Below are 11,886 nucleotides of genomic sequence, written 5' to 3' on the forward strand. Positions count from 1 at the left end.
CTGAGATGACTGTAGACGGGGTGCGGCTGGTCGTGGCAGGTGCCGGACTGCGCGGCATCGGATACGCCCGCCGCGCGGCCGCCACGGGGGCGGCCCGGGTGGTGGCCGTCGCCGAACCCGACCCCGCCCGCCGCGCGGCCTTCGCCGCCGAGTTCGGGCTGCCCGCCGACCAGGTCTTCACCGACTGGGCCGACCTGGCCACGGCCGGGCCGCTCGGCGACGCCGCGGTGATCGCGACCCAGGACCGCATGCACGCCGACGCGGCCGTGGCCTTCGCCGCGCTGGGATATCACATACTCCTGGAAAAGCCGATGGCCACCACGGAGCCCGACGCGCTGCGCATCGCCGCCGCCGTCGAAGAGGCCGGGGTCATGCTCGCCGTCTGCCACGTGCTGCGCTACACGCCGTACACGCGGGCACTGAAAGGGCTGCTCGACAGCGGGGCCATCGGCAGGCTGGTCAACGTGCAGCACCTGGAGCCGATCGGGTGGTGGCACTTCGCGCACTCGTTCGTGCGCGGGCACTGGAACAACTCCGAGACCTCCGCGCCGCTGCTGCTCACCAAGTCATGCCACGACATCGACTGGCTGCTGTACCTGATCGGCGCGGCCCCGAGCCGGGTCAGCTCCTTCGGCGGGCTCGCGCACTTCCGCGCCGAGCAGCGCCCGGCCGAAGCGGCCGACAACTGCCTGGACTGCCCCCTCGAACGCAGCTGTCCCTACTCCGCGCCTCGGCTCTACCGGTCCTGCCTGGGCGACCCGGCCCGCGAGTTCTGGCCGCTGTCGGCGGTCACCACCGACCACACCGAGGCCGGTATCGACGCCGCGCTGCGCACCGGCCCGTACGGGCGCTGCGTCTACGGCAGCGACAACAACGTCGTCGACCACCAGGTCGTCGCGATGGAGTTTCCCGACGGCGCAACCTGCACATTCACCATGACCGCGTTCACCCCGATGGAACACCGCCGCACCCGCCTGTTCGGCACCCACGGCTACGTCGACGGCGACGGCCGGCTGCTGCACGTCACCGACTTCCGCACCGGCGAGCAGCACACCATCGACACCGGCACGCTCGAGGGCGGCAGTGCGGGTGACGGGCACGGCGGCGGCGACGAGGGCATCATGGACGCCTTCCTCAAGGCCGTGGCCAGCGGCGACGCGTCGGCGCTGCACTCCGACGCAGCCGCGAGCCTGGCCAGCCACCGTGTGGTGTGGGCTGCCGAGCAGGCCCGCACGTCCGGCACGGTCCTGCCGTTCCACGCCGGGTGACCTGACGCGCCGGCCGGGTTCCGGTATCTCACGGAACCCGGCCGATCCTGCGCGAGCGCCCGCCGCGGACGGACCGCTACCGGCGACCGCGGGGGCGCGGCAGTTGAGCCGCCATCCGGCCGGAGGTCGCCGACGACGTCGTCAACAGTCGTTGGAAGGCCAGGAAGAACAGCAACACCGGCAGCAGGGACAGCACGCACATCGCGAACATCGGCCCCGGGGAGCTGAGCCCGCCGGCGATCGCGTACTGGTGCAGCCCGGACGGCGCCGTGGAGTCCTCCACCAGCGGCAGGTAGACCAGCTGGGGGAAGAAGTCGTTCCAGGTCCAGATGAACGACAGGATCGCCGTGGCGGTGATCGCCGGGCGGCTCAGCGGCAGGATCACGTGCCGGAACAGCTGCAGCGGGCTCGCGCCGTCGGTGCGCGCGTACTCGTCGTAGTTCTCCGGCAGCGAGCGCAGGAACTGCACGATCAGGAAGACGAAGAACGAGTCGGTGGCGAGCAGCTTCGGCACGATCAGCGGCAGCGGGGTGTTCAGCCAGCCGAGCTCCCGGAACAGCATGTACTGCGGGACCATGAGCACGTGCTGGGGCAGCAGCAGCGTGCCGATGACGACGGCGTACCAGAACCGGCGCAGCGGGAACCGCAGCCTGGCGAAGGCGAACGCGGCCAGCAGGCAGGTGACGACGTTGCCGACCACCGCCCCGGCGGCGACCACGGTGCTGTTGACGAAGAACGTGCCGAAGCCGACCCCGTTGCTCCCGGACCAGCCGGCGGTGTAGTTCGACCAGGTGAACTCCTGCGGCCACAGGCTCAGGCCGGTCGCCGTCTCGCCCGCCGAGCGCAGCGACGAGGCCAGTATCCACAGCAGCGGGTAGACGAGGACCAGCACGACGGCGACCGTGGCGGCGGTGGCCGCGGCGCGGGCGAGCCGGCCGGGGCCCGGCGTGACGGCGGAGACGCTCACGGCCGGCCTCCCGGGTAGTGGACCCACCAGCGGCTGGTCCAGAAGATGAGCGCGGTCAGCGCCCCCACCGCGACCAGGAAAGCCCAGGCCATGGCCGAGGCGTAGCCCATCTCCAGCCCGGCGAACCCGCGCAGGTAGAGGTACAGCGTGTAGGTCAGGGTCGCGTCCTCGGGACCGCCGCCGCCGTCGCCGAACACGAACGCGGCCGTGAAGCCCTGGAACGCCGCGATCGTCTCCATGACCACGGTGAGCAGGATGACCGGGGACAACGTGGGCAGGGTGACGCTGCGCAGGATCCGCCACCGGCCCGCCCCGTCGATGCGCGCCGACTCCGCGTAGTCGGCGGGGATCTGCCGCATGGCGGCCAGGTAGATCACCATCGGGCCGCCGAACTGCCAGGCGGCGAGCAGGATCAGCGTGAACAGCGCCGTGTCCGGCTCCGTGGCCCAGGACCGGTCGGGCACGCCGAACACGCCCAGGACCTGGTTGACCGCACCGCCCGTGTCGAACATGGTGCGCCAGGTGATGGCCAGCGCGACGCTGACGCCCAGCAGGGACGGCAGGTAGACCAGCGCCCGCAGCGTGCCCGCGCCGCGGCGGCGGCCGTTGAGCAGCGCCGCGACCGCGAACGCGACGAGCAGTTTCAGTGGCACCGACACGGCGACGAACACGACCGTGACCTGCACCGAGCGCCAGTACCGGGGATCGGCGGTGAACATCCGCTCATAGTTGGCCAGGCCGATCCAGGTGAGTTCGCCGGTGATGACGTTGTAGTCGGTGAAGCTCAGGGCAAGCGAGTAGAGGACCGGCGCGACGGTGATCGCGGCGAGCCCGGTCAGCCACGGGGTGAGCAGCAGGTAACCCGCGACGCTTTCCCGGTGCAGGAGGCTGCGCCGGGGCGGACGGTGCGGCAGTGGCGGCGGCTTGGTCCAGAGCCGGGCGGCAGGCCGGTCAACGACGGTCACGACCGGCTCCCAGGACACGGCCGGCCGTGATGGCAGGGCAACACATGGATCGGTGCTCTCTTCCCGCAGTACGAATACCGACAGGGCGTGCGCCGATTCACGCCGGTTCACCACGCGGCGAATCCGCGGGCGTCTTGCTGTGCCGTGCATTCCGGCCGGGTCGGCCGGTCGTCATGGGGCCGGCCTGTCAGAATCCGAAGTGGAGATAGGCGTCGGCGTTGTCCCTGGTGATCGTCTCCGATGCCAGCACGATCTCCTTGGGCACCTCGAACTCGGCCAGGTCGGCCAGGCCCCGCTGCTGAGCGATCAGCCTGGCCAGCAGGATCGCCGACGACGCCATGGACGGGCTGTAGGTGACCGTGGCCTCCAGCACCGTGCCACCCGCCTTGATCGTCTGCATCGCCTGCCGCGACCCGGCGCCGCCCACCATGAAGAACTCACCCCGCTTGGCGGCCTCGACGGCGGCCAGCACGCCGACGCCCTGATCGTCGTCGTGGTTCCACACCGCGTGCAGGTGCGGCAGGGCCTGCAGCAGGTGCGCGGCCTCGCGCTGGCCGGTGTCCGCCGTGAACCCGGCCGCGCGCCGGTTCGCGACCGACAGGCCCGCCGCGGCCAATGTGTCCCTGAATCCGCGGGACCGCTCCTGGGTCAGTTCGAGGAAGTCCAGCCCGGCGATCTCGCCGATGACCGGCCGGTCCACCTTCCGGGTCGCGAGCCGCGCGATGATGAAGCGGGCGGCGGCCACCCCCATGCCGTAGTTGTCGCCCTTGATCTGCAGCCGGAATGCCGCGGGGTTCGGGAAAGCCCGGTCGAGGTTGACCACCGGCACGCCGGCGCGCATCGCCTCGACGCCGAACCCGTCGAGTTCCTTGCCGTCGTACGGCAGCACGACGATCACGTCCGGCCGTTCGGCGATCAGTGTGGACAGCGCCGCGCGCTGGGCGGCGGCGTTCGCGCCCGCCGCGACCATCTTGAACTCCACGTCCGAGAACGTCCGAGCCTGCCGCCTGGCATTGTTGGTGATCGCGGCCAGCCACCCGTGATCGGCCGCGGGCGCGGAGAAGCCGATCACGACACGCCTGCCGGGGGCGGCGTTCGGGTGGGCGGCGTCGCCGGCCAGGATCTGCGCCGCCGGCGGAGCCTGCCCGCCGGTGCATCCGCCGAGCAGCACCGCCGCACCGACGGCGGCCGCGCCGGACACGACCGCACGCCGCGAGTGGCCTGCCATGACGGCCTCCGATTCATCATGATCGAGGCGCCGCCGCGGCCGCGCCGACGGCCACCGGGGCGATGGACGCGCCGGACCGAACTCGACCTTGATCAGGACAGACTCGGCTGGGTGTCGCACACGTTACGAGCTTTCACTCACCGTGTCCATATCTTCTACTGCAAATGTTCGAACTTTTATATAGATCGACAAAAGTACGATTGCCGGTCTGTCGGCTTAACCGGCGAAATAGCGAGCCGCGACCTCGGTGTGCAGGCTGAACGCGAGCGGAGTGGTCGCCGTGACCAGTTCCCAGCCCGCCGACTCGGCATTGGCGACCGGCGCGGGCAGGTCGGCGACGTCGCGGTGCGGCAGCAGCCCGAACACGAGCAGGGTGCCGTCCGGGGCACTGAGCGTGTCGTACAGTCTCACCTCGGCCGCGTCGGCCCGGATGCCCGTCTCCTCCCACAGCTCGCGGACCACCGCCGCCTGCCACGACTCGCCCAGATCGATGAACCCGCCCGGCAGCGCCACCTGGCCCGCCCCCGGCGGGATGAGGCGCCGCACGCCGAGCAGGCCGTCGCCGACCGGCAGCACGGCGACCGCGACCGGCACCGGGTTCACATAACTGACCTGCTCGCAGGCAGCACACCGGCGCGGCCAGGCCAGGTCGGCGGCGAAGGCGCTCCCGCAGTAGGAGCAGTGCGAATGACGGGCCGGCATGCCCGCCACGCTAGCCCGCCCGCGCCAACCACCACGTGCGGGGACACCACATCGGCGCGGTTACGGGGCCAGGGCCGCGGCGAGCCTGCGCGCCTCGACGACCACCCGGCTCGAACCACCACGGGCGGCTGCCGCGTCCACCGCCGCGATCGGACCGCGTACCCCCAACGCCACCGCGCAGCGGCAGGCGACCTCGACCACGTCGGCGACCCCGGGCAACGGGCTCTCGGCGCGCAGCAGCTCCGGCAGCGCGGCCCGGCACAGTTCCCACACCCCGGCGACCGCACCGGCCCGCGCGGCGTCGCCAAGCGCGGCGGCTGCCCGCTTGGCCTTCACCAGCCCGGCCGCGCCCAGCCAGCCGAACTCCCGGCCGACCACGGCCCGGTCCAGGGCCGCGTCGAAGCCGAGCAGGGCGTCGACGACCGCGGCCCGGTCCACCGCGTGCCCGGCCGCCAGCGCGTACGCGACGGCCAGCGGCACCGCGGGTCCGACCGGCCCGCTCGTCTCGGCGAGCATCGGCAGGAGCACCGCCATACCGCGGCCCTCGATGTTCGGCAGCAGCCAGGCGGCGACTGCCTCCCGATGCGACGGCATCATCGCCGCCCAGGTGGCGGGGTCACCGGACGGCTGGCGGCACACGCGCTGCGGCGGCGTGAGGGTGAACAGCCGGCGTTCGACCGGGCCGGCGTCGGCGGGCGGGGCCAGCGCCACCACGCCCCGGGCCGCCGGTCCGAAACCCCGCAGGTTCGGGGCCTGCACCACGCGGGTGGCGACCGGGTCCGAGTGGCCGTCGCGCAGCCGCCGGGCCAGCGCGATCCCGGCCGGTGAGCGCAGCCGCCCGGCCGCGGCGACCGCAGCCGGGTCGGCAGACCTGGGCAGCCGCAACAGCGCCTGGGCCAGGTCGGTCGGCCAGGGCTCGTAGCCTGCCTGCTCGTACCGGGCCAGCCGGCCGGCCAGCTCGGCCGGATCGAGGTGACCGTTGGCCTCGGTCGGGGTGGCCAGCAGGACGGGCACCGGCGTGGCGGGGCCGTGCGCGGCGATCTCGGCGAGCCGGTGCTGCGCCAGCCAGGTGGGGGTGAAGTCGCCGTGCGGGTGCAGCGGCGCCAGCGGCCCACCGGCCTGAATACGGCGCTGCGCGTCGGCGATCGCCGGCCGGGCCTGGGCTGCTAGCTGCGGCGAGCCGCCCATGACGGCCAGCGCGCACCAGATCAGGGTCTGGTCCATGTTCCAGATTGGATTCAGCCAGTCCCGTTGTCGCGCGACGACGGGGCCCAGCGCCCGCGCCGCGGCCGTCCTGTCCCCCGCCGCGATCGTCACCAGGCCCGCCATCACCCGCTCCATGGTGACCGGGGTCAGGTCCCCGTGGAGCAGTGCGGCGACCTCCTCGGCGAGCTCGGCGACCGTGGTGATGCGGTGCAGTGCGGGCACGTGCGGCGCGGGCGCCGACTGCGGCTGCAGCGGCTGCTCGGCGGCCGTCGGCGGGTCGAGCAGGGCGAGCAGTTCGGCCCGGTCGGCGGGGCGGCGGCGGGCAGCGGCGCGCAGCCATACCTGCTGGGTCTGGCGCAGTTTCTTCTCGTCGCGGGCGAGCACCGTCGCCGTCATGTCGCGCAGCGTGTCGAGTTCGAGCAGGCCGGCCTCGTCTGCGGCGCGCAGGGCGCGTTGGGCCAGGCCGACGACGGTGCTGTGCGGCGAGTGCAGCAGCGAGAGGTAGTCGGTCAGTCCCGCCGCGAGGTCACCGGTGTCGGCCGGAATCGCGTCGTGCAGGCGTACGTACGGCCGCACGGCGGCGGGCGTACCGCCGAGCAGCAGCCGGGCCCGGCAGCCTGAACGCACGACCCCGGCGGCCGCCGGGTCGGCGGCGGCGAGCCGGCGCAACGTGTCCTCGATCCGCGCGCCGCCGCGAGCCAGCGCCTCGCCGAACCCTTCGTGCTGCAGGACCAGCGGGAGCAGTAGCGGCCGCCACGGATCGTCTGCCAGCGCCTGGTATGCCTGCTCGCCGCGGTGGACATGCCGCCACCAGCCCATCGCGAACGACGGCTCAGTCGGCACCGGCAGCCCGGCCTCCCGCACGAGCGCGTCGGCCAGCCGCCACTCGTCCCAGGGACGCGCGTCCAATCCCGCCACCACCCCGGCGGCGAGTTCGGGCAGCCAGGTGATGGGGCGCTCGCGCAGCACCGTGACGGCGGACTCGGCCGGGAGAACGTAGGTGCCTTCCCGCCACGCCCCGTGGGCGAACACGGCGGCCGTGGCCCGTCGGGCGTCGGGCGCGCAACCGATCCCGGCCAGTGCCAGGACCGCCGGTTTACGGGGGTGCCACCAGGACGGCTGCTCCTTGTTGCGCCTGATATAGCTCGTGATCTGAGTGAAAGCCGCCAGCCGTCGGGCTTCGGCCGCCCCGGCCACCCAGCCGATCACGTCCTCGACCGAGTTGCGCTCCAGCGCCGCCTCCAACACGGCCCAGTCACCGGAACTCTGGTCAACGGCATCCGTGGCGGCAGTCGGCATGGCGCGCAAGCTACACCAGCCGACGGACACCGCGCCCGACCACGGCGACGATCTTGCGCGAACTGTTGCCGTTCTGCCCGGTTCAGGCGTGTCGTACCCACAGTTCACGCAAGATCGCCGCTGGGTGCGCGGTCGGTGGGGGTCCACATGGGATCACGCTCGGCTCACCTCGGGTGCGGGAGGATTTCGGCATGACGATGGTCGGCCGGGCGCGGGAGCTCGGTGAGGTCCTGTCCGCGGTGCGTGATTCGCGGACGGATGTGGTGCTGGTCAGCGGCGAGGCGGGGGTGGGCAAGACGCGGCTGCTCGACGCCGTGTGCGCCGCGCTCCCCTCGGTTCGGGCCTGGGGCACGCGAGGGCTGTCGCATGTCCCGCTGGCGGCGCTGGCGCACCTGGTCGACCCTGCGACGACGTCGCTCGCGGAAATGGTCGCCCAGGTGCTGCGGGCGGTCCCGGCCGAGGCGGTGCTCGCGGTCGACGACCTGCACGGGTGCGACGAGGTCTCGCTGGCGGTCGCGATGCGGGTCGCCCGGGACGCCGGACGCACGCTGGTCGGCACCGTACGGACCGCCGACGGTCGCGTCCCGCCTGTCGTGGCCGAGCTCGCGGCGTCGTCGGGCACTGTCATGGTGACCGTCGTGCCCTTCGACCGGACGTCGACGGAGGAGCTGGTCCACACGCTGCTCGACGGACCCGTGGACGCCGGCGTGGTCGACGACGTGTGGCGCCGTACCGGCGGGAACGCGCTTTTCGTCACCCAACTGCTCGACAGCGCACGCCACAGCGGCGCGCTGCACCGCTCGACCGTCGGCTGGCACGCTGTCCGGCCGCTGCCGATCCCGACCGGGCTGCGCAGCCTCCTGCCGACGCGTCTGCGGGGCCTGCCCGACGACGCCGTGGCCGCCGCGCACTTCCTCGCCGCCACCGGCCGGGCGAACGACGGCGAGGTCGAGCAGGCCGGGCACCTCGCCGGAACGGAGCACCTGGTCACACACGGGATCGCCGCGTGGGCGGCCGAGACCGTGCGGTTCGTCCACCCGTTGTTCGCCGAGGTGCTGTGGGACGGGCTGTCGCCCGCCCGGCGGCGGTCGGTGCTGCGCGAGCATCTCGCGGTCGCCAGGGCGCTCGCGCCGCACGACCACGTGCGGTGCACCGTGCTGAGCCTGGACGCCGGGGAGGTCGTCGAGCCGGGACGGCTGCTGGCCGCGGCCCGGGTCGCGGCTACGGGCGGTGCGACCGACGTCGCCGTCCGGCTGGCCCGGGCATGCCTGGACCGGGTCGCCGAGGCCTGGACCGCTCACCCGGAGGTCGCCGCCGGCGCCGCTCTCGTCCTCGCGGTCACCCTCTGGGAGACCGGGCGCACCGACGAGGCCGTGACCGTCCTGCGCCACGCGCTGGACCGCACCCCGCCCGGCAGGGACGCCGCCCTGCTCGCGGTGACCCTGCACAAGGTGGTCCTCTGGGGCCGCTACGACCTGCCCGCCGCCCGGGAGGTGCTGCGCCGGCAGTCCGCCCGGTATCCCGCCGGGGCGCCGGTCGGCGTCCTGTTCGCGGTCGCCGAGGCGGACGCGCTGGCCTACGCCGGGCTCCCGGACGAGGCGCTGGCGCTCACGTCCGGCATCGGGGACGGCACCGGGCTGCCGCTGCCGGTCCGGACCATGCTGGCGACCAGCCGCAGCAACGCCCTGGCCCACATCGGACGGACCGGCGAGGCGGTCGCCGCCGTCGAGGAACTGCTCGACCAGGTCACGGCCGCCGGGCCGGAAGCGGTCGCCGGGACCCGCGACAAGCTGCTCGTGTACGCGAGCCACGCCCTGCGCGAGCACGGCCGGCTCGACGACGCCGCCCGCACCGCCGAGCGCGCCTACGACAGCGCGCTGGCCGACGGCGTCGTCTTCGAACGCGCGTGGGCTGCCCTGTGCGTCGGCGCGGCCCGGATGCAGGCGGGGCACCTGGACGACGCGGCGCTCTGGGCGCGGCGCAGCCTCGTGACTGCGGCGGCCGCCGGGATGACCGACTGCACCCGGGTCTGTTTGAGCGTGCTGACCGTGTCCTACAGCTCGCGCGGCCTGCCCCCGGACCCGTCGTGGGTGACGTACCTGCGCTCGCCGGAGGCGGGACTGGGCTTCCTGCGCCACACCGTCCCGATCGCCCTGGCCTGGGCCGCATACGGCGAGGGCCGGCACGCCACGGCCCGCGACCTGTTGCGGCAGGGCCAGGCCAGGGCCGAACGGGAACGGGCGGTGGCGGCCGAATCCTGGATCCTGCACGAACGCCTCCGCATGCACGACGGCAGCGGCGTACGCGCCCGGCTGGCCGCGCTCACCGCCGGCTCCGCGATCGGCGCGGCGCGCCTGGCCATGGCCACCGGCCTGGAACGAGCCCGCCCCGAGACCCTGCTGGAGGCCTCGGCGGCCTTCGAGGCCGTCGGCTCACCCCTGTACGCAGCCGAGGCCGCAGCCGCAGCCGCACGGTGCGCCTCGGGCCGGGTCGCGGCTGCCGCCCGACGACGGGCCGACGAACTCGCGTACGACGTGGGCGACCCGGCCACTCCCCTGCTGGCCGGGTCACCGGCACCCGCCGACCCGCTGACCTCCCGCGAGCGCCTGGTCGCCGAACTCGCGGCGGGCGGAGCGAGCAACACCGAGATCGCCACACGGCTGGTCCTGTCGGTGCGGACGGTGGAGAACCACCTGTCCCGCGCCTACGCGAAACTCGGGATCACCTCACGGGACGGCCTCGTCCGGGCCGGGATCGGCAGCCGCTAGGCACGCCGCCCGGCGGCGGTGCGGCACACGTCCGCGACGCGGGACGCACCGCCGCCAGGCGAGGCTCAGCAGGTGCCGGGGCCGGACGCGCAGCCGCCGGGGGTGCCGCCGCCGGGTGCGCCCTCGATCGGGCTGGGCAGGTCGGGGCGGGTCTCCGGGTGGGCCTTGTTCCAGCCGGCCGCGATGACGATCGCCCCGGCGTGCGTGGCGGTGTCCTCACCCGAGAACAGCGAGATCAGGTCCCGGCGGCGCATGGCCGCGTCGACGTCGTCATCGGTCACGACACCGATCACGTCGGGGGCGTCCTGGACGGGGGTGACCGTCGCGCCCTTCATCGTGAGCATCTTCTCCAGGGCCGCGGCCACCTCCTGGTGCGAGAGCCAAGCCGTGCCGGGCAGCGGCGGGCCGGTGACGTCGTCACCGGTGGTCATCGCGTCAGTGCAGTTCTCGCCCTTGTCGTCGCACTTCTGGGTCTTCTTCGAGGAGGACTTCTTGCCGTCCTTGTCTTCCTTCTTCTCCTCGTGGGTCTTCTTCGTCTCGGTGACCTTGCCGTTCTCGTCTCGCTTGTACTCGGTGGTGTCCTTCGTGACCGTCTTGTTGCCCTCGCTGTCGGTCCGGTGGACGATGTGCACCTGCTTGGTGACGTTGCCGTTCTCGTCGCGCTGCGTCCGTTCGATGTGGTAGCCGCCGTCCAGGTCGACCCACGTCTTCTCGCTGGAGTACCCGACCGTGTTGAGATCCTTGTCGTAGTACTCGGTCTGAGTGCTCGACGTGCAGGTGAGTTCGCACTCGCCCTCCGTCGTGACCGACGTGGACCCGTCGCCGTAGCTGGTCCGCCTCGTCCCGTCGTCGTCGGCCGGCCAGGAGTCGGCACCGCCGTGGCCCGCCGCCCACCACGAGGTCACACCGTCGTACGCGCTGTACCAGCTGCCGTTGAACCGACCCAGGTCGATGCCCAGGTCCTTGCCCGCGTCGTCACGGGCGGACAGGCCGAAGGCCAGGCCGTTCACCCCCGGCATCTCGATGCCGAACTGCTTGAGCAGCCCGTCGTGGATCCCGGCGAGCGCGAGGCTGCCCTGGCGCGTGGGGATCCCGAAGACCTCCGACGGCAGGGTCGGCGGGAGACCCCCGGGCAGGTCCTGGCGGGCCAGCCAGTTCTTCTCCAGACCCCGGACGAACTCCTCCGGGAACACGGCCCACGTGCCGTACCCGAGCTCGTAGGTCGGCAGCGTCCTGGCGATCGTCGCGTCCAGGAGGACCTTCAGCGGCGGGGTGCTGGCCGGGTCGAACGGGTCGTAGCCGAGGGTGATCTCGTCGGCGTCGGACATACCGTCACCGTCGGAGTCCACCACCCGCAGCACCAGGTAGCAGGCGGACAGGTCGCACACCCTCAGGTCGGACAGGTCGCCGCCGCGTCCGCCGTCTTCGGCCCGTGCCGGGGACGCGAGGACCGCGGGAAGCATGAGGATGCAGGTCAGGGCCG

Annotated in this window: 8 protein-coding genes; 2 read left to right on the plus strand and 6 right to left on the minus strand. The window is 73.2% G+C overall.

Translation table 11 applies throughout. The features are described 5' to 3' along the window. Positions 1-5 precede the first annotated feature (5 nt). Complete coding sequence (locus AB0B66_RS35065; RefSeq protein WP_360538167.1) at positions 6-1,268, plus strand: Gfo/Idh/MocA family oxidoreductase; 1,263 nt, start codon at positions 6-8, stop codon at positions 1,266-1,268. Positions 1,269-1,344: 76 nt separating this feature from the next. Here the strand turns inward: AB0B66_RS35065 and AB0B66_RS35070 are convergent, their stop codons facing one another. The 5 genes from AB0B66_RS35070 to AB0B66_RS35090 all read right to left on the minus strand — a co-directional run bounded on the left by AB0B66_RS35070 (position 1,345) and on the right by AB0B66_RS35090 (position 7,635). Continuing rightward, positions 1,345-2,235 carry a carbohydrate ABC transporter permease gene (locus tag AB0B66_RS35070; protein ID WP_360538169.1) on the minus strand — a complete coding sequence of 297 codons (891 nt, stop codon included), beginning with the start codon at positions 2,233-2,235 and terminating at the stop codon, positions 1,345-1,347. After that, on the minus strand, positions 2,232-3,200 hold the full coding sequence (locus tag AB0B66_RS35075) for a sugar ABC transporter permease (RefSeq protein WP_360538171.1): 969 nt from the start codon (positions 3,198-3,200) through the stop codon (positions 2,232-2,234). Before AB0B66_RS35075 ends, AB0B66_RS35070 begins: the two co-directional genes overlap by 4 nt. A gap of 187 nt (positions 3,201-3,387) precedes the next feature. After that, positions 3,388-4,428, minus strand: coding sequence for a substrate-binding domain-containing protein (locus AB0B66_RS35080; protein WP_360538173.1), 1,041 nt, complete (start codon positions 4,426-4,428; stop codon positions 3,388-3,390). Positions 4,429-4,644: 216 nt separating this feature from the next. Then, entirely contained in the window at positions 4,645-5,130 is a 486-nt protein-coding gene (locus AB0B66_RS35085; RefSeq protein WP_360538175.1) for an NUDIX domain-containing protein, read from the minus strand. 60 nt (positions 5,131-5,190) lie between these two features. Further along, positions 5,191-7,635, minus strand: coding sequence for a DUF6493 family protein (locus tag AB0B66_RS35090; RefSeq protein WP_360538177.1), 2,445 nt, complete (start codon positions 7,633-7,635; stop codon positions 5,191-5,193). 191 nt (positions 7,636-7,826) lie between these two features. Here AB0B66_RS35090 and AB0B66_RS35095 point away from each other — a divergent pair, with 191 nt between their 5' ends. Further along, positions 7,827-10,403, plus strand: coding sequence for a LuxR C-terminal-related transcriptional regulator (locus AB0B66_RS35095; protein ID WP_360538179.1), 2,577 nt, complete (start codon positions 7,827-7,829; stop codon positions 10,401-10,403). Between the two features lie 65 nt (positions 10,404-10,468). Here AB0B66_RS35095 and AB0B66_RS35100 read toward each other — a convergent pair whose 3' ends face one another. Beyond that, on the minus strand, positions 10,469-11,866 hold the full coding sequence (locus tag AB0B66_RS35100; RefSeq protein WP_360538181.1) for a thrombospondin type 3 repeat-containing protein: 1,398 nt from the start codon (positions 11,864-11,866) through the stop codon (positions 10,469-10,471). Between the last annotated feature and the right edge of the window lie 20 nt (positions 11,867-11,886).

This window comes from Catellatospora sp. NPDC049111 (genome assembly GCF_040648615.1).
GTDB classification, from domain to species: Bacteria; Actinomycetota; Actinomycetes; order Mycobacteriales; family Micromonosporaceae; genus Catellatospora; species Catellatospora aurea.

Coding starts and splice junctions, on each gene's coding strand:
- AB0B66_RS35065 (WP_360538167.1), top strand. CDS start 6: ATGACTGTAGACGGGGTGCGGCTGGTCGTGGCAGGTGCCGGACTGCGC.
- AB0B66_RS35080 (WP_360538173.1), bottom strand. CDS start 4,428: ATGGCAGGCCACTCGCGGCGTGCGGTCGTGTCCGGCGCGGCCGCCGTC.
- AB0B66_RS35085 (WP_360538175.1), bottom strand. CDS start 5,130: ATGCCGGCCCGTCATTCGCACTGCTCCTACTGCGGGAGCGCCTTCGCC.
- AB0B66_RS35090 (WP_360538177.1), bottom strand. CDS start 7,635: ATGCCGACTGCCGCCACGGATGCCGTTGACCAGAGTTCCGGTGACTGG.
- AB0B66_RS35095 (WP_360538179.1), top strand. CDS start 7,827: ATGACGATGGTCGGCCGGGCGCGGGAGCTCGGTGAGGTCCTGTCCGCG.
- AB0B66_RS35100 (WP_360538181.1), bottom strand. CDS start 11,866: ATGCTTCCCGCGGTCCTCGCGTCCCCGGCACGGGCCGAAGACGGCGGA.